Raw genomic sequence first — 18,278 nt, forward strand, 5'->3', positions numbered from 1 at the left:
GGAAATCTTGAAAAAGACTCACACCAAGATCTTACTTTGAAAGTTGGCGCATAGCGCTTTCTAGACCATTTAAGGTAACCGGATACATCCGATCTTTTACCAGCTGGCGCATGATGTCGATCGACTGGCGATATTGCCAAACCCCTTCAGCCTCTGGGTTAAGCCATGCAAAGTGGGGGAAGTGGTCTAACAAGCGATTCATCCAAGTGGCTCCTGACTCAGTATTGTTATATTCAACTGAACCATGGGGGCTGAGGATTTCATAAGGAGACATAGTGGCATCGCCGACAAAGATCAATTTGTAATCAGGGCCATACTTGTTGATGATGTCTTGGGTCGGCGTAACTTGGTCACGCCTGCGACGATTGCTTTGCCATAGATAGTCATAAACGCAATTGTGAAAATAGTAGTACTCCAAGTGCTTAAATTCTGTTTTGGCGGCAGAGAATAATTCATCGATCCGTTTAACGTGATCATCCATCGAGCCGCCCACATCCATCAATAGCAATACTTTCACTTGATTGTGTCGTTCAGGCCGCATCTTAATGTCTAACATGCCAGCATTTGCAGCAGTTGCATGAATCGTCTGATCCAAATCTAGTTCGAGATGAGATCCCTCTCGCGCAAAGCGGCGCAAACGACGCAAGGCTAGCTTGATGTTGCGTGTGCCTAAAGCTAAATTAGCGTCATAGTCCTTAAATTCACGTGCTTCCCATACTTTGATTGCAGTACGATTGCCAGCGCTCTCGCCGCCAATTCGAATCCCTTCGGGATGGAAGCCACTATGACCAAAAGGTGAGGACCCCCCTGCGCCAATCCATTTAGTACCGCCACCATGCCACTCTTTTTGTTCCTTTAAGAGTTCTTCCAGGAGCTTTTTGAGAGCCTCAGGCCCACCTAATTTTGTGAGCGCAGCTTTTTCTGCTTCAGTTAACACCCGTTGAAGTTTTTTCTCGAGCCAGTCTAGCGGTATATCGGGCTGCAGAGCAATAATTTGCTCGATACCGCTGAAGTAGGCGCCAAAGACCTGATCAAAGCGATCAAAGTGCTGCTCATCTTTGACTAAAGTCATGCGTGCCAATTGGTAGAAATCATCAATCGAAGGGTCAATCACCCCTTGTTTGAGTGCTTCCAGTAAGGTTAAAAATTCCCGCACTGAAACCGGCACCTTGGCCTCTTTGAGCTTCAGAAAGAATTCGATCAACATGGGACAGTAGGGGGCTTAGCGATTGTTGCGGTTCATTTGTACTAAGCGTTCAAACAAGTGAATATCCTGCTCGTTCTTTAGCAATGCACCATGCAAAGGAGGCACAACAATCTTGTCATCGCCACTGTGCAGCGCTTCTGGAGCAATATCTTCAGCTAACAAGAGTTTGAGCCAATCAATGAGCTCAGAGGTCGAAGGTTTCTTTTTGAGACCTGGTAGAGCGCGCATTTGATAGAAAGACTTTAAGGCGGCATCGAGTAAGTCTTGTTTAATTTGGGGGTGGTGTACATCAACAATGCGCTGCATGGTTTGTGCATCTGGAAATGAGATGTAGTGAAAGAAGCAGCGACGCAAAAATGCATCTGGCAACTCTTTTTCATTATTTGAAGTGATGATGACGAGAGGGCGGTGTTTGGCTTGGATGAGTTCGCGCGTTTCATAAACATAAAACTCCATGCGATCAATTTCGCGTAAAAGATCATTCGGAAATTCAATATCTGCTTTATCGATTTCATCAATTAACAGAACGGTTGGCTCATTTGCCTCGAATGCCTGCCAGAGCACTCCTTTAATAATGTAGTTGCGAATGTCATTGACCTTGTCGTCACCTAATTGAGAATCTCGTAAGCGACTAACTGCATCGTATTCATAGAGTCCTTGCTGGGCTTTGGTGGTTGATTTGATATGCCATTGCAAGAGTGGCATTTTGAGAGCGGCAGCCACCTCTTCGGCTAGCATGGTTTTGCCAGTCCCGGGTTCGCCTTTAATTAATAAAGGTCGTTGCAGCATCATGGCGGCGTTTACGGCCAGTTTCAGATCATCGGTGGCGACGTAGCTCGATGAGCCATCAAAGCGCATTTGGTTTTTAGTCATCTGTTTAGGGTTCGGGGTCGATTTAGCGAGGGTTCAGTATAGGTAAAAGAGCCTTAATTTTCAGCATTTATGCTGTTTTTTTACAGCTGAAATGACGAATTCAGGCTTACTCCGCTATACTCTGTGCAAATTGATTGAAATCAAACCTACTATTGATGATTTTTATGAAAAAACACCTCATTCTTTCCCAAATTTCCGTATGCGCTAGCTTGGCTTTTGCTGGGTTCTCAGCATATGCTGATGTGACTGGTTCTGCTCAAGCAGGTCAAGGCAAGGTATGGCTTTGCACCGGTTGTCATTCCATTCCTGACTATCGTGCCGATTACCCATTGACTTACCGCGTACCGATGTTAGGTGGACAAAATGCTGCCTATATCGTTACGGCTCTTTCTGAGTACAAAAAAGGCGAAAGAAAGCATCCAACTATGCGTTCTATTGCTGCCAGCTTGTCTGATCAAGATATGGCTGATATTGGCGAGTACTATGCTGCGCAAACTGCCAGCTCACCTAACAACCCATTGAAGTGATATTTAGAGGCACGTTTATGAAATTCGCACTAATTACAGCTATTTTGCTCTCCAGCATTGGTATTGCCAATGCGGCTAGCGTTGAAAAAGGTCAAGCATTGGTTGAGAAGGGTAATTGCACCTCCTGTCACGGCGCTGGTTTGAATGCCCCGATTGCCCCTAATTACCCAAAGTTAGCTGGCCAGTATCCAGACTATCTGTATTACGCACTTCATGCTTATCAGGTTGGCGATAGCAATGCCAAGTATGGTCGCGTGAATGCAATCATGGCTTCTCAAGTGCAGAACTTCAGTGATGCTGATTTGCACGACATTGCTGCCTACATTGCATCCCTACCTGGCAATTTTGTAATTAAAAAGTAAGTTCAATTACTTTAAAACAAAAGGCTTAGACTAATACTCTAAGCCTTTGTTATTTATAGGTTTGATTTTTATAAACCGAATTAAACCTTTATTTCGCCGCTTCTAGCCCATGCGCCAAATGCTTGCGCATAGCAGCTTCTGCTGCAATCGGATCTCTTTTGAGAATCGCCTCTAGGATTTGGCGATGCTCAATGACAGAGTGCTGCATCCGGCCAGTGCGATTCAAAGAATCCCTTCTTTGAAGCTTGAGGACCTTTCTGAGGTCCGCAATCGTATTGTTCATCCAGCGGTTCCCAGCAATGCCTTGAATTAGTTCATGAAACTTGACATTAATCTCAAAAAATTGGTCTAGATCACGATCAGCTGCGGCTTTCTCAAGGCGGTGGTGCAAATTGTCCAGCTCAGTCAATTGATCCTCAGTGGCTCTCAAAGCCGTTTCTTTAGCAGCTTGGCCTTCGAGTAGGGATAGGACGGTGAAGATCTGCTCCAAGTCACGCCTGTCCACCTCGGTGACATAAGCGCCTCGGTTCATGTACATGGTGATCAGCCCCTCGGCTGCCAAAACCTTAATGGCTTCTCGCATGGGTGTGCGGCTAATACCTAGTTGCAGAGCTAAGCTTTGCTCATCCACCCAACTGCCAGGTGCCATTTGATGGGCAAATATTTGCTCACGCAAGCGTTCGGCAACCTCTTCATATAAGGGTCTTTTGTTTAGTTTTGTATTCATAATTATGAATTCATTTTAACTGGACAAATTGAATATTGTCTAGCAAAATAACCCCACATTTTTTGTAAATATGCAATAAAGCCAAACAGGAGTGCTTTATGAGTACCAACGAGAACAAACCAACGACCAATTGGCCTAATGTGCCTGAGACCAATTTAGATGCATGGGCTAAATCAGCACAAAAATCCGCTCCCAATGGGGATGTTGGAAATCTTGGTTGGAAAACTCCTGATGGCATTCATCTCAAAGCGCTTTATACCTCGGCTGATATAGAGAGCTTGCAATACACCAATACCTTACCTGGTTTTGAGCCATTTGTGCGTGGACCGCAAGCAACCATGTATTCCGTACGCCCTTGGACGATTCGCCAGTACGCTGGATTTTCTACTGCTGAAGAATCCAATGCCTTTTATCGCAAAGCTCTTGATGCAGGAGGGCAAGGTGTCTCAGTTGCATTCGACTTAGCAACCCATCGTGGTTATGACTCCGATCACCCCCGAGTTACTGGTGATGTTGGCAAGGCAGGCGTAGCCATTGACTCAGTGGAAGATATGAAGATCTTGTTCGATGGAATACCGCTCGACAAAGTATCTGTTTCCATGACGATGAATGGCGCTGTCTTACCGGTCTTAGCGGGTTACATTGTTGCGGGCGAAGAGCAGGGCGTGAAACAAGAGCTCTTATCTGGGACCATTCAGAATGACATTCTCAAAGAGTTCATGGTGCGCAATACCTATATCTATCCACCAGAACCTTCGATGCGGATTATTGGCGACATTATTGAATACACCGCCAAGCATATGCCCAAGTTCAACTCGATTTCTATTTCGGGTTACCACATGCAAGAAGCTGGTGCTAACCAGGTCTTGGAGTTGGCCTTCACATTGGCCGACGGTAAAGAGTATGTCAAAACTGCTCTTGCTAAAGGCTTGGATGTGGATGGCTTTGCAGGTCGCTTGTCTTTCTTCTTTGCGATCGGAATGAACTTCTATTTAGAAGTGGCAAAGTTACGCGCCGCCCGTCTTTTATGGTGGCGGATTATGAAGTCTTTTGAACCAAAAAATCCCAAGTCGTTGATGTTGCGTACACACTGCCAAACATCTGGTTGGTCGTTGACTGAGCAGGATCCATACAATAACGTAGTGCGAACCACTGTTGAGGCAATGGCAGCAGTATTTGGTGGCACTCAGTCACTACACACGAATTCTCTAGATGAAGCCATTGCTTTGCCATCAGAATTCTCTAGTCGTATTGCGCGAAATACGCAACTCATCCTCCAGGAGGAAACCCATATTCCTAGTGTGATTGATCCATGGGCTGGTTCATACATGATGGAAAGCCTCACGCAAGAAATGGCTGATAAGGCGTGGGAAATTATTCAAGAAGTAGATGCCATGGGCGGCATGACTAAGGCAGTAGAAAGTGGTTGGGCTAAATTAAAAATTGAAGCTGCCGCCGCTGAAAAACAAGCCAAAATTGACTCCGGAACGGATGTGATTGTTGGAGTCAATAAATACAAGCTTCAAAAGGAAGATCTGCATGATGTCTTGATGATTGACAACGATAAGGTTAGAGAGAGTCAGGTTGCACGTTTACAAGCTATTAAAGCAAAGCGCGATAGTAAAAAAGTAGAGGCCGCATTAGAGGCTATCACCATAGCCGCCGAAAACAATACAGGCAACCTGCTTGATTTGGCGGTGCAGGCAATTCGTTTGCGTGCAACGGTTGGCGAAGTATCTGATGCATTGGAAAAAGTTTACGGGCGTCATCGCGCCGATACGCAAAAGGTGACCGGAGTGTATGCAGCTGCTTATGACTCAGCCGAAGGCTGGGCAAAATTACAAACAGAAATCGCTGACTTTGCCAAAGACTTTGGCCGTCGCCCGCGGGTGATGATTGCCAAGCTCGGACAGGATGGTCACGATCGTGGTGCTAAAGTGGTTGCAACTGCTTATGCTGATTTGGGATTTGACGTTGATATTGGACCGCTTTTTCAGACGCCTGAGGAGTGTGCGCGCCAGGCAATCGAGAATGACGTACACGCTCTGGGTGTTTCAACTTTAGCGGCTGGTCACAAAACCTTGGTGCCAGCCATCATTGCTGAACTCAAAAAGCAGGGTGCCGATGACATTATTGTTTTCGTCGGTGGCGTGATCCCCAGGCAGGATTATGAATTTTTATATGAGGCGGGCGTCAAGGGCATCTACGGGCCTGGCACCCCAATTCCAGCATCGGCCAAGGACGTGCTTGAGCAGATTCGTAAATCGGTAAGCACGAGTTAAGCGGACACAAAGCATGCTCAATGCTGTTGACCAGGCTTTAGTGGGTGACCTCACTGGTGGTCCGTCGCCTAAACAGAGGCGCGCACTAGCGAAGATCATCACCTTACTGGAATCAACCCGCTTAGATCATCGTAAGCGTGCCGACGATGTTCTCAACACCTTACTTCCGAAGACCGGCAAGTCATTTCGGCTTGGTATCTCCGGTGTACCGGGTGTTGGCAAATCAACCTTAATTGAAACGCTAGGTCTGTATTTAATTGAAAAAGGTCACCGCGTTGCAGTCTTAGCAATTGATCCTTCCTCTAGCTTATCGGGGGGCTCTATTCTGGGTGATAAAACCCGTATGGAGCGTTTATCTGTTTTAGAGAATGCCTTTATTCGACCCAGCCCTTCCTCTGGCACCTTGGGGGGTGTTGCTGAAAAAACCCGCGAAGCACTATTGGTTGCAGAGGCAGCTGGCTTTGATGTGGTGATTGTAGAGACGGTTGGCGTTGGACAAAGTGAAATCACAGTGGCCGGTATGACAGATATGTTTGTGCTCTTGCAATTGCCTAATGCTGGTGATGACTTGCAAGCCATCAAAAAAGGGGTGATGGAAATAGCCGATCTGATTGTGATTAATAAAGTCGATATCGATCCAGATGCAGCAATGCGCGCACAATTATTTATTACGAGTTCATTGCGCTTACTTGGGTTTCATGGCAATCCCGACCATGCCTCACATCAAGCAGAGCATTGGCACCCAATCGTCATGCGCTTAAGTGCCTTACAGGGCAATGGGGTGCCTGAGTTATGGGAAAAAATACAGCAATTTGAAGCACTGCAAAAGGCTAATGGTGAGTTTGATGCAAGACGCAAAAAACAATCGGGCTCATGGATGTGGGATCGTATTGATGCGGGCTTAAAAAATGCATTTGCAAATAATGTAGCAGTACAAGAACTTTTACCCAGCTTGAGTGCTGCCGTAAATCAGGGAACTATAGCTCCATCAGTTGCCGCCAGGCGATTGCTGGAAGCGATGGGGCATGAATTTTTCTAAGGAGTCGGTATGAAGGAAATCATTGAACAGCTTGAATCGAAACGCGAACTCGCCCGTTTAGGTGGGGGACAAAAACGTATTCAGGCGCAACATTCAAAGGGTAAGCTCACCGCACGAGAGCGTATTGAGCTCTTGCTTGATGCTGGCACCTTCGAAGAATGGGATATGTTTGTCGAGCATCGCTGCTATGACTTTGGCATGGCCGATCAAACGGTACCAGGTGATGGCGTTGTTACTGGTTACGGCATGATCAATGGCCGATTGGTGTTTGTATTTTCCCAAGACTTCACCGTTTTAGGAGGCTCACTTTCTGAAGCGCATGCAGAAAAGATCTGCAAGATCATGGATCAGGCGATGAAGGTGGGGGCACCTGTGATTGGCTTGAATGATTCAGGTGGGGCGCGGATTCAAGAGGGCGTTGCTTCTTTGGGAGGCTATGCAGAGATTTTCCAGCGTAATGTCACTGCATCTGGAGTGATTCCACAAATCTCGCTCATCATGGGTCCATCGGCAGGAGGCGCGGTTTATTCTCCAGCCTTAACGGATTTCATCTTCATGGTGAAAGATAGCTCGTACATGTTTGTTACCGGCCCAGAGGTTGTCAAGACCGTAACGCATGAAGATGTTACCGCTGAAGAGTTGGGTGGAGCAGTCACGCACTCCACGGTTTCAGGGGTTTGCGATCTGGCATTCGAGAATGATGTAGAAGCCATTTCTATGTTGCGCCGTTTCTTCAATTACTTGCCATTATCGAATCGCGAAAAACCGCCTCTGATTAAAGGTGCCAACCGCAATGAAGAGCCTGATTTTTCCTTGGATACCTTAGTCCCCTCGAATCCCAATCAACCATATGATATGAAGGAATTGATTGCCAAGATTGTTGATGATGGTGAGTTTTTTGAATTGCAACCCGATTACGCCAAAAATATTCTGATTGGGTTTGCTCGTATGGAGGGCCGCTCGATTGGCATTGTTGCAAATCAACCCTTAGTTCTGGCTGGTTGCCTAGATATCAAAGCTTCTATCAAAGCAGCTCGTTTTGTTCGCTTCTGTGATGCCTTCAATATTCCAGTAGTCACCTTGGTTGATGTGCCTGGCTTTATGCCGGGTACTGCACAAGAGTATGGTGGAATCATTAAGCATGGCGCAAAACTCCTATATGCCTACGCTGATTGCACTGTTCCTAAGGTAACATTAATTACGCGTAAAGCCTATGGCGGCGCCTATGATGTGATGGCTTCCAAACACCTGCGTGGCGATGTGAACTTTGCTTGGCCTTCAGCGGAGATCGCTGTAATGGGGCCTAAAGGTGCGGTTGAAATTATTTTTCGCGAGGAAAAATCAGACCCAGCCAAAATTACAGCACGTGAAGCTGAGTACAAAGCCAAATTTGCGAACCCATTTGTAGCAGGTCGTCGCGGCTATATTGATGATGTCATTTTGCCGCACGAGACCCGTAAACGTATCGCACGCTCCTTAGCGATGTTGAAGGATAAAGATTTGAAGAATCCTGCCCGTAAACACGGCAACATTCCTCTGTAAGGACCCATACATCATGACTACCAAAATGTTTAAAAAAATATTGATTGCTAATCGCGGCGAGATTGCTTGCCGTGTAATGAAAACTGCTAAAAAGATGGGCATCAAAACGGTTGCCGTTTACTCCGAAGCGGATAAAGAGGCTCGTCATGTCCAGATGGCCGATGAAGCAGTTTGTATTGGGCCGGCACCATCTCGCGAATCTTATTTGGTAATGGACCGCATTATTCAGGCCTGTAAAGACACTGGCGCCCAAGCAGTTCATCCTGGTTATGGCTTCTTATCTGAGAATGAGCAGTTTGCAAAACGTTGTGAGGAGGAGGGTATTGTCTTTATTGGCCCCAAGCACCAATCGATTGCGGCCATGGGCGATAAAATTGCTTCTAAGAAATTGGCGCTGGAAGCCAAAGTCAATACGATTCCTGGTTTTAATGAAGCCATCGATAAAGCAGAAGATGCAGTCAAGATTGCGCAGGGTATTGGCTATCCTGTAATGATTAAAGCCTCGGCCGGCGGCGGCGGTAAAGGTCTGCGTGTTGCCTTTAATGACAAAGAAGCTTTTGAAGGATTTACCGCTTGTCGCACAGAGGCGCTCAATAGTTTTGGCGATGACCGTGTCTTTATTGAGAAGTTTGTTGAAGGTCCGCGTCATATTGAGATTCAGGTGTTAGGTGACTCGCATGGCAATGTGGTGTACTTGGGTGAGCGTGATTGCTCGATTCAGCGTCGTCATCAAAAAGTCATTGAAGAGGCGCCATCACCGTTTATTGATCCTGCAACGCGCAAAGCCATGGGTGAGCAGGCAGTTGCTTTAGCAAAGGCCGTTAACTACCAATCGGCTGGTACGGTCGAGTTTGTTGTAGGTAAAGATAAATCTTTCTATTTTCTGGAAATGAATACCCGCCTACAAGTTGAACATCCTGTCACGGAAGGTATTACTGGTCTTGACCTCGTGGAGCAGATGATTCGAGTCGCTGCTGGTGAAAAGCTGGCTTTCAAGCAAGAGGATATTCAGTTAGACGGTTGGTCTATGGAGTGCCGTATTAATGCCGATGACCCATTTCGTAACTTCCTGCCTTCCACTGGGCGACTGGTCAAATACCGCCCGCCCCAAGAAATGGATGGCGTGCGCGTAGATACAGGCGTCTACGAAGGCGGTGAGATCCCGATGTTCTATGACTCAATGATCGCTAAGTTGATCGTGCACGGCAAGGACCGTACGGAAGCTATCGAGAAAATGCGTTCTGCCTTAAATGACTTTGTAATTCGCGGCATTCATTCCAATATCCCATTTCAAGCGGCTTTACTGCAACATCCACGCTTTGTATCGGGTGACTTCACTACTGGATTTATTGCAGAAGAATACCCACATGGTTTTAAGACCGATTCAGTGCAACCAGCTGACCCAAAACGGTTAGCTGCATTAGCTGCATTTATGCGATATCGCTATCTTGAGCACATCAAGATGATTGATGGTCAGTTGGTTGGCCATGAAATGATCATTGCCAAGAAATTTGTAGTGGTAACAGGTGCTCGGGTTGGTTCAGAAGAGGATCCATATGAGATTCCAATTCGATTAGAGCTAAAAGAAAATGTGTACTCTGTGTATATTGAAGAGGCTGATGGGGTTAGTCGTTATGACATCGTCAGTAACTGGCGTCCAGGTGAAATTTGTCTGCATGCCACCATTAATGGCACCAGTAAAATAACTGCACAGGTTGAGCGTCGTGGCACCAAATACCTATTGGTGCTCGATGGTGCGCAGTTTGAATGTATGGTCTTGAGTCCATTGGGCGCTGAGCTACAGCGCCGTATGCCTGTCAAAGTTCCGCCTGATACCTCTAAGTTAGTGATGTCACCAATGCCTGGTTTACTAACGACCATTGCCGTTAAGGTGGGCGATGCAGTAACAGCCGGTCAAAAAATTGCTGCCATTGAGGCGATGAAAATGGAAAATACCTTGACGGCTGCGCAAGACGGGGTGGTCGCCGAAATTTGTGCAAAAGAGGGTGATAGCTTGGCAGTTGATCAATTGATTATTCGTTTTGAATAGGTAAATGACAATGACAAAGCCATTCAAAATCTTGGGTATTCAGCAAATTGCTATTGGAGGCGAAAATAAAGACCGCCTAAAAACCCTTTGGGTAGACTTATTGGGTTTTGAGTACAAGAGCACTTTTGTATCTGAGCGTGAAAACGTCGATGAGGACATCTGCGCAATTGGTAAAGGTGCGCATGAGATTGAGGTTGACCTCATGCAACCTTTTGACATTGAAAAAAAGCCAGCGGTTCATCAAACCCCTCTTAATCATATTGGTCTTTGGGTCGATGATCTACCAAAGGCAGTAGAGTGGCTTACTGCCAAGGGCCTACGCTTTGCCCCAGGCGGTATTCGTAAAGGGGCGGCTGGCTATGACATTACGTTTGTGCACCCCAAAGGCAATGATCAATTCCCGATTAGCGGGGAAGGTGTTTTAATTGAGCTTGTCCAGGCGCCCGTTGAAGTGATTCAAGGATTAAGCGCCTAATTAAGTGTAATTGGGGTTTGTTATTAAGGATTTAAATTGACTGCATTATTAGCCATCGACACCTCTACAGCCTGGTGTTCGGTGGCTTTATCTTTAGGTCAATCTACGCCATTGCTTAGACATCAAAAGGTGTCCGCAGGCGCTAGTGGACTATTGCTCCCTTGGATTGAAGAGCTGCTTGCCGAAGCAAATATAACGCTCCAAGACTTGGATGCAATCGCCATTGGCGTTGGGCCCGGTGCTTTTACGGGTGTTCGCTTGGGAGTAGCTGCCGTTCAAGGTTTAGCAATTGCTGCCAATCTTCCCGTCCTGCCGGTCTGCAGCTTAGATGCAATTGCAGCACAGCTGTCTGTCAGCGGCCCATTTAATCAAGCAATGACTCGGGATCATGCGCAATTTGTAGTTGCGGTGGATGCACGCATGGGTGAGGTGTATTGGGCTCAATATGAAACACAGCCCGCAGCCTTACCTAGGCGTATGAGTGAAGTCATGTTAAGCGCGCCCGAAGAGGTTGATCTGTCAGGTGCTCAGTTTGTAGCGGGTAGTGCCATAGCAGAATTTGGTGAGCGTCTACTGATCACTGCTAAACCAGCTTTACCCCTGGCTAGGATGGATTCCCAAATTGGCGTGCATGCTATGGGCTTGCTTCTCCAAAGCCAACACCTATGGGATCAAGGTGGGCAACTGGAAGTGCACGCTCTCGAGCCCTTGTATATCCGTAATAAAGTAGCTTTAACTACTTTAGAGCGTGAAAACGCATTCGGGGTCTAGCAATGTCGGTCAACACCAGTCCACAAGCAGATGGGGTGGCTGAGCTTTCCTTTTTTCCAATGAGTGCAGTGGATCTGGAAGCTGTCTTGGCAATAGAGAATCAATCTCATGTTCACCCATGGACTAAGGGCAATTTTTCTGACTCATTAGCTGCGGGTCATTGGGCGTATTGCATTCGTCCTGCGCATGATCAGGCTGTGAAAGGATCATTTTTGGATCCAGAGGTGCTTTGGGCGTATTGCATTCTCTATCCTGCAGTGGATGAACTTCATCTTCTCAATATTACGGTTGCCCCTAGTTTGCGTCGCCATGGCATTGCTCAGCGCATGATGAAGGCTATTGAGGGGGTGGCAGCCCAGCAAAATATGCCGCGCATCATTTTGGAGGTGCGCCCCTCCAATACCAATGCCCTCAAGTTGTATGAAAAGATGGGTTTTGAAGCGATCGGCGGCCGTAAAAATTATTACCCCAGCAATCCAGAGACTGGATTGCGTGAAGATGCGATCGTGATGGCTAAATCGATTAAGCTAGCAACATGAATACTAGTACGCGCTCCATTTTCTTAAAAGAAATGGGAATTACCGAATGGACTTCCCGAGATGCACCTCAGTCCGACATCCAGCCAGAATTAGCCAGCCCTGTCGCACAAGCGGATGAGCTTAGTCCACCTGGGCAGCATAAAGGCATGTGGTGGTTCTTTGGTTCGCCACCCCAGGGTGATGCGCAGACCTTATTTCACAATATTGTTCGCGCCCTAGGACTTGACCAAAATGAGTGGGTTTGGAAGAACCCTGCAGAAAGTTTGGTAGGTAAAGAGGCGCAATTGGGTTCTTTGCCAGTCATTGCTTTTGCCTTCGGTGGTCCGGCTGCACAGAAACTCTCAGGTGAGCGAGATCCCTTGCCTCAGTTAAGAGAAACGGTTTTGGGTATTGCGGCGGACGGGTATGAAGAGGTACCCTTGATTGCGTCGTTTGAATTAAATCAATTGCTCGCCAGGCCTAAAGATAAGGCCTTGCTTTGGCAGGACTTGATCCTCGCTCGCTCGGTCTTACACAGCCTCTAGTGCTTGCTTTCGCCAATCAGATGCATGGAGTCATATTGCGCTTGATTGGCGGCATGGCGCTTGATTACAAGCCACATGAGGACGCTCACGACGATTCCAAACCCAATAATGACAAATTGAATTTGGATATCGAGCCAAATGAGCAATGAGTACACCAGCAGCATCATCAAAACAGAAATATTTTCATTGAAATTTTGGACGGCAATCGAATGACCTGCAGACATCAAGACGTGACCACGATGTTGCAGCAGGGCATTCATTGGAACCACAAAATAACCAGCCAAGCTGCCTACCAGTATTAATAAGCCATATGCCGGCAATAAATTAAGGCTCAGCTTCAGTTGTCCGACTGTAAAGAGCGTGGTATCAGGAAGCATATTGGAGTTGTATAAAGCCATGATGCAAACAACCACCCCCATTGCAATGCCATAGGGGAGTACTGACAGAGATTTGCGCAGAGGCACGCGCCAGGCAGCCCAGACTGCACCGAAGGCAACACCAACAGCGGAGATAGCTTGCAAAATGGCTCCTTGAGACAGATTCATATGCAAAGCAACTTCAGCCCACTTAATTACAATAAATTGCAAGGTAGCGCCTGCACCCCAAAACAGGGTGGTAACAGCTAAGGAGATTTGCCCTAGACGGTCATCCCAGAGGGTTGTAAAACAATGCGCAAAATCCTTAATTAACTCAAGGGGATTGGTTTTTTGCGACATGTAGCGTGCACCCGTATCTGGGATACGCAGATTAATCATGGCGGCGATCACATAAATCATCATAATGACAAGAATGGCTGACTCAGCAGGGGTATCTATGCCGGTATCAATAAAGGGCATATCAAAGCCCAATAGTGTTTGGGATACTGCATTGCTGATCAGGACGCCCCCAAGGACGGTACCCAAAATAATCGAGCTCACTGTCAGCCCCTCAATCCAGCCATTAGCGGCAACCAGTTTTTCAGGGGGGAGAAGTTCGGTCAAGATGCCATATTTGGCTGGGGAATAGGCTGCGGCTCCAAGTCCCACAATGGCGTATGAAAACAATGGATGAGCCCCAAACAACATGACAATGCAACCTACAAACTTAATGGTATTGGTAATGAACATCACATTGCCCTTGGGCCTGGAATCGGCGAAGGCGCCCACAAAGGCTGCAAGCAAGACGTAGGAGAGTACGAAGAATAATTTGAGTAAAGGAGTCATCCAGGCCGGAGCATTGAGCTGGACCAAGAGGGCGATTGCTGCGATCAGCAATGCGTTATCAGCAAGCGACGAAAAAAATTGCGCCGCCATAATGATGTAAAAACTGCGGTTCATTCGTACAATCTAGTCATTAGTGCAATTAAAACATGAAAGGAGGGGTGGATATGACTGGTTTAGCTAATCGCTTGATTAATCGACCAATTTTGGCATCTATTCGCACCAGTGCCTTTCGGCATAATTTAAACCGCGTTCGCGAGCTGGTACCAGAGTCCAAAATTTGGGCCGTTATTAAGGCCAAAGCTTATGGGCATGGTCTTGAAGGTGCTTTGCAGGGTCTTGAATCGACTGATGGATTTGCCTTGCTGGACATTGAGGATGCGCTATGGCTCAGGGCGCAGCAGTGGCAGGGCCGTATTTTGCTCTTGGAGGGTTTATTTCATGAGAACGAGATCCCAGTTGCCCGTGAATTACATTTGGATCTAGTGGTCCATTGCGAGGCGCAGATCCAGTGGTTGGAAACGAATGCTTTAGCTGGTAAGCCTTTAAATATTTTCTTAAAACTGAATTCCGGAATGAATCGCCTTGGATTTACTCCTAAGGCCTATCGAAATGCATTTCACCGCCTACATGCTGCTGGTTACCACTTGCACCATATGACGCACTTTGCCAATGCCGATCAAATTGATCGACAGCCTACAGTAGGTCAGCAAATGGAGTGTCTCCAAAAAACCATTGAGGGCCTGGAGGCATCAAGCTCACTGGGTAACTCAGCCGCTATTTTGTGGCATCGCAACGCCGTTGGTGAATGGGCGCGACCAGGCATCATGCTCTACGGAGCTTCACCCACTGGGCTTCATGCCGATATTGCGCATGCCCACCTTGAGCCTGTCATGCAACTGCGCAGTGAAATTATTGATGTTCAGGAGCTTAAAAAGGGTGATCGGGTAGGCTATGGCGGTCGTTATGAGGCTCCTGAAGATATGCGGATTGGAGTGGTGGCGTGCGGCTATGCTGATGGCTACCCACGACATGCAAAAGATGGAACCCCGGTTTGGGTTGAATCTGAGAATGGGCTGGGGGTGACTTGCCCGATCGTTGGTCAAGTTTCAATGGATATGCTTACTATTGATTTACGAGCTGCGCCTGCTACCGGAGTTGGGACTGTAGTAGAGCTCTGGGGTGCGGTCATTTCAGTTGATGATGTCGCTCAGATGAGCGGCACTATTGGTTATGAGCTTTTATGTGCCCTAGCGCCTCGGGTGCCAGTATCGATCGAGTAGTTATCGGTTTGAAGATTGATGGGATAAAAAAAGGACGCCTATTAAAGCGCCCTTATTCTTGATCTTTAGTAGTTTATTTATTCCACAGCTGCCACCAGCGACGCTCTTTCTTGGGGGTTTGTCCTGTCACTAGGATCTGACTGTCGGGGAAGTTCAGTTGAAGGACTCTCAAAGCGTCATTGCTCAGTTCGGGCATGTTTAACTTTTCGTAAGACTTAACCAATAGGTACAAAGCCTCTTCAACAGCTGGGGCGCGGTCATAATCTCGAATAACTAATTGGGCGCGATTAGCTGATGCCAAGTAAGCTCCGTGTTCATAGTAATAACGGGCGATGCGAACATCTGACTCTGCCAGCGAGTTCACGATATAACGCATGCGATCAAGAGAATCAGGCGCATATTTACTGTTTGGGAAGCGCTCAACCACCGTCTTAAATGATTCAAATGCTTCTTTGGCAGCCTTGGGATCGCGCTCACTTAAGTCTTGCCCAGTAAACCTGCCAAGCCAACCCAAGTCATCGTTGAAGGTAATGAGTCCTTTAAGGTAATACGCGTAATCCAGGCTCTCGCTACCTTGATGTAATTTAATGAAGCGATCGATTGCAATAATTGCCTGGGGCTGCTCTTCAGCCTTCCAGTAACAATAAGCGGCATTAATTTGTGCTTGCTGTGAGTAGGGGCCAAAAGGGAAGCGGGCTTCTAGTTTGTCGAAATATTTACCGCACTTTGCATAGTCTGCATCGTTGAGCTTTGCAGTTGCTTCAGAGTAAAGCTTGGTTTCAGACCATACATCGGTATCATCCTTCTGACCATCGCTACCAGCACAAGCAGTGAGCAATAAGCAAGCAGCGCTGAGTGTGAGTAATAGCGCAGCGGGGATAATTTTGAAAGATTTGTGGCTTTTTTGGCGAGATGACTCAACAATGGCCGCAAGCCTTAAACTGGCGTTTGAAATAACGTCCGACATAACTGAAAGGCTCTTTAAGCGTGGCATTGCCGCAAACTCCTGATTCGAATCCCGTTGATTATATCGATGAAGAGGATTTCATTGCTCTAGAAATGTCCCATGAGGTGGCAGGCGAGCGTTTAGATAAGATTTTGGCTGCTGCTTTGCCTGATTATTCTCGAAATCGCCTCAAGTCCTGGGTTGAGGCGGGGGCTGTGATGGTCGATGGAAAGATCACCAAAGCCCGGTATTTACTGCGTGGCGGCGAAAGTATTAAGGTTTTTCCACAAGAAATGCCTGAACAATTTGCTTTTAGTCCTGAAAACATCCCTCTGGACATTGTGTACGAAGACGATTCCATCATTGTGGTTAATAAGCCTCCTGGCTTGGTGGTCCATCCTGCAGCAGGCAATTGGACTGGCACTTTACTGAATGGACTCTTGTTTCATTATCCGGAGCTCAAGCTGCTGCCTAGGGCTGGCATTGTGCATCGTTTAGATAAAGATACCTCTGGTCTGATGGTGGTGGCGCGCACCGCTCTGGCTCAAACTGCTCTGGTGCGTCAATTACAAGAAAGAACCGTTGGCAGACGCTATTTGGCTTGGGTTTGGGGTGAAGCACCCAGCCAAGGCAAAGTTCTGGCTTCTGTTGGGCGTGATCAAAGGGATCGTTTGCGTATGGCAGCCGGTATCGCCCAAGGCAAACCAGCGGCTACCTTGTTTCGGCGTTTGGCCAAGGGCGAGTTTGCTTCAAGCCCGCTTGCTTTATTGGAGTGCCGATTAGAGACTGGCAGAACCCATCAAATTCGAGTGCATTTAGAGTCACTGGGTTTTCCATTGCTTGGAGACCCCGTTTATCGCAAGAAAACGCCTGGCGCAGCTAAAACGCTGCCATTTCATAGGCAAGCATTGCATGCCTATGCCCTGAGTTTGGAACATCCTGCTACCCATGAGACGATGACCTGGTTTCGTTTGCCGCCTGCTGACCTGATGGATTTGATGTCTGAGGTGGCAATTGATTTAGATAGCCTTCCAACAGAGGCGGGTTTAACGGCCTCCATTCAAAACGATCATCGCTAATGCCTCTTTTGACGCCAGAATGGTCTTTGCCGCCAGGGGCGCAGGCACGATTTAGTACGCGTGCCGGGGGCGTCAGCAAGCCGCCCTATACCTCTTTAAATTTGGGTGATCACGTAGGCGATGATCCTCGGGCGGTATTGGAAAATCGCAATATTCTGAAGACTCAATTACCAAGTGAACCGCTGTGGTTAAAGCAAACCCATGGTGTTGCAGTGAGCACGCCCATATCAAGGTCCCTTTTTCAAAAAGTAGGCATTGAGGCTGACGCTGCAGTGACTAATGTTCCCAATGAAGTATTGGTTGTGATGACGGCAGACTGTTTGCCAGTCTTATTTAGTAGCTCCAATGGCGAAGTGGTCGGGGTCGCGCACGCCGGCTGGCGCGGTCTTTGTGGGGGGGTTTTGGAAAGTACGATGCAAGAGATCCTGCGGCTGAGTACAGACTTAAAACCAGAAGATATTCTGGTTTGGCTGGGGCCTGCGATTGGCCCACACGCCTTTGAGGTCGGCGAAGACGTTGTTGATGCATTTTGCTCAGATGGGCTGCCAATTCCGCCTGATGCTTTTGTTCCGATTGCTGGGCGCGAAGGAAAGTATTTGGCAAATCTCTATTTGCTTGCCCGGCAGCGTTTATTGGCTTTAGGCTTGAAGGATATTTCCGGTGGCACACACTGTACTTATCAAGAAAAAGAACACTTCTTTTCCTATCGTCGAGATGGGTTAACTGGTCGGTTTGCATCTTTTATCTGGATTTCTGCATAGACTCTTTGACGGGTTATTACTAGAATTTGGTATTTGCTAGGGTTAGTGCGTATAACCTTAGTGCATATATGCAACGAGAATGTATCCATTCA

18 protein-coding genes are annotated in these 18,278 nt (G+C 47.3%); 13 read left to right on the forward strand and 5 right to left on the reverse strand.

Annotated elements, in window-relative coordinates; genetic code table 11:
- Window positions 1–31: 31 nt before the first annotated feature.
- Window positions 32–1,207: a vWA domain-containing protein gene (locus tag M2125_RS03545; RefSeq protein WP_277540882.1), complete on the reverse strand. Its 1,176-nt coding sequence runs from the start codon at window positions 1,205–1,207 to the stop codon at window positions 32–34.
- A gap of 15 nt (window positions 1,208–1,222) precedes the next feature.
- Window positions 1,223–2,080, reverse strand: a complete 858-nt coding sequence (locus M2125_RS03550) for an AAA family ATPase (protein WP_076023301.1) — start codon at window positions 2,078–2,080, stop codon at window positions 1,223–1,225.
- Window positions 2,081–2,244: 164 nt separating this feature from the next.
- Between M2125_RS03550 and M2125_RS03555 the strand changes: the two genes are divergently transcribed.
- Together M2125_RS03555 and M2125_RS03560 are read left to right on the forward strand one after the other, a co-directional pair.
- Window positions 2,245–2,607, forward strand: coding sequence for a c-type cytochrome (locus tag M2125_RS03555; RefSeq protein WP_425334231.1), 363 nt, complete (start codon window positions 2,245–2,247; stop codon window positions 2,605–2,607).
- Between the two features lie 17 nt (window positions 2,608–2,624).
- Window positions 2,625–2,969: a c-type cytochrome gene (locus M2125_RS03560; protein ID WP_076023302.1), complete on the forward strand. Its 345-nt coding sequence runs from the start codon at window positions 2,625–2,627 to the stop codon at window positions 2,967–2,969.
- Between the two features lie 88 nt (window positions 2,970–3,057).
- Here the strand turns inward: M2125_RS03560 and M2125_RS03565 are convergent, their stop codons facing one another.
- The gene (locus M2125_RS03565) at window positions 3,058–3,696 is read right to left on the reverse strand and encodes a GntR family transcriptional regulator (protein ID WP_076023303.1); all 639 of its coding nucleotides are present in this window, start codon (window positions 3,694–3,696) and stop codon (window positions 3,058–3,060) included.
- A 98-nt stretch (window positions 3,697–3,794) separates the two neighbouring features.
- Here M2125_RS03565 and scpA point away from each other — a divergent pair, with 98 nt between their 5' ends.
- From scpA to M2125_RS03605, 8 genes are read left to right on the forward strand one after another with little or no spacing between them, the layout of a single operon-like run.
- On the forward strand, window positions 3,795–5,978 hold the full coding sequence (gene scpA / locus M2125_RS03570) for a methylmalonyl-CoA mutase (protein WP_076023304.1): 2,184 nt from the start codon (window positions 3,795–3,797) through the stop codon (window positions 5,976–5,978).
- Window positions 5,979–5,991: 13 nt separating this feature from the next.
- A complete protein-coding gene (gene meaB, locus M2125_RS03575) occupies window positions 5,992–7,017 on the forward strand; it encodes a methylmalonyl Co-A mutase-associated GTPase MeaB (protein ID WP_280742486.1) in 1,026 nt (341 codons plus the stop codon).
- A gap of 9 nt (window positions 7,018–7,026) precedes the next feature.
- Window positions 7,027–8,559: an acyl-CoA carboxylase subunit beta gene (locus tag M2125_RS03580; protein WP_076023306.1), complete on the forward strand. Its 1,533-nt coding sequence runs from the start codon at window positions 7,027–7,029 to the stop codon at window positions 8,557–8,559.
- A gap of 25 nt (window positions 8,560–8,584) precedes the next feature.
- Entirely contained in the window at window positions 8,585–10,609 is a 2,025-nt protein-coding gene (accC, locus tag M2125_RS03585) for an acetyl-CoA carboxylase biotin carboxylase subunit (protein WP_280742544.1), read from the forward strand.
- Window positions 10,610–10,619: 10 nt separating this feature from the next.
- Window positions 10,620–11,084, forward strand: a complete 465-nt coding sequence (locus M2125_RS03590) for a VOC family protein (RefSeq protein WP_076023308.1) — start codon at window positions 10,620–10,622, stop codon at window positions 11,082–11,084.
- A 36-nt stretch (window positions 11,085–11,120) separates the two neighbouring features.
- Window positions 11,121–11,855 (forward strand): tRNA (adenosine(37)-N6)-threonylcarbamoyltransferase complex dimerization subunit type 1 TsaB, encoded by a 735-nt coding sequence (gene tsaB, locus M2125_RS03595; protein WP_280742487.1) that lies wholly within the window; start codon window positions 11,121–11,123, stop codon window positions 11,853–11,855.
- A gap of 2 nt (window positions 11,856–11,857) precedes the next feature.
- Window positions 11,858–12,394 (forward strand): ribosomal protein S18-alanine N-acetyltransferase, encoded by a 537-nt coding sequence (gene rimI, locus M2125_RS03600; RefSeq protein WP_076023310.1) that lies wholly within the window; start codon window positions 11,858–11,860, stop codon window positions 12,392–12,394.
- Window positions 12,391–12,918 (forward strand): uracil-DNA glycosylase family protein, encoded by a 528-nt coding sequence (locus tag M2125_RS03605; protein WP_076023311.1) that lies wholly within the window; start codon window positions 12,391–12,393, stop codon window positions 12,916–12,918. Before rimI ends, M2125_RS03605 begins: the two co-directional genes overlap by 4 nt.
- Here M2125_RS03605 and lplT read toward each other — a convergent pair.
- Window positions 12,915–14,234 (reverse strand): lysophospholipid transporter LplT, encoded by a 1,320-nt coding sequence (lplT, locus tag M2125_RS03610; RefSeq protein ID WP_277540904.1) that lies wholly within the window; start codon window positions 14,232–14,234, stop codon window positions 12,915–12,917. The two genes, M2125_RS03605 and lplT, sit on opposite strands and share 4 nt — an antisense overlap.
- Before the next feature lie 74 nt (window positions 14,235–14,308).
- Here lplT and alr point away from each other — a divergent pair, with 74 nt between their 5' ends.
- On the forward strand, window positions 14,309–15,400 hold the full coding sequence (alr, locus tag M2125_RS03615; RefSeq protein WP_076023428.1) for an alanine racemase: 1,092 nt from the start codon (window positions 14,309–14,311) through the stop codon (window positions 15,398–15,400).
- A gap of 73 nt (window positions 15,401–15,473) precedes the next feature.
- Here the strand turns inward: alr and M2125_RS03620 are convergent, their stop codons facing one another.
- Complete coding sequence (locus tag M2125_RS03620; RefSeq protein WP_076023313.1) at window positions 15,474–16,367, reverse strand: outer membrane protein assembly factor BamD; 894 nt, start codon at window positions 16,365–16,367, stop codon at window positions 15,474–15,476.
- Window positions 16,368–16,387: 20 nt separating this feature from the next.
- Here M2125_RS03620 and M2125_RS03625 point away from each other — a divergent pair, with 20 nt between their 5' ends.
- Both M2125_RS03625 and pgeF read left to right on the forward strand, forming a co-directional pair.
- Window positions 16,388–17,425 (forward strand): RluA family pseudouridine synthase, encoded by a 1,038-nt coding sequence (locus M2125_RS03625; RefSeq protein WP_280742488.1) that lies wholly within the window; start codon window positions 16,388–16,390, stop codon window positions 17,423–17,425.
- Window positions 17,425–18,186 (forward strand): peptidoglycan editing factor PgeF, encoded by a 762-nt coding sequence (gene pgeF, locus M2125_RS03630; protein WP_076023315.1) that lies wholly within the window; start codon window positions 17,425–17,427, stop codon window positions 18,184–18,186. Before M2125_RS03625 ends, pgeF begins: the two co-directional genes overlap by 1 nt.
- Window positions 18,187–18,278: the final 92 nt, after the last annotated feature.

This window comes from Polynucleobacter sphagniphilus (genome assembly GCF_029892205.1).
Classification (GTDB): Bacteria; Pseudomonadota; Gammaproteobacteria; order Burkholderiales; family Burkholderiaceae; genus Polynucleobacter; species Polynucleobacter sphagniphilus.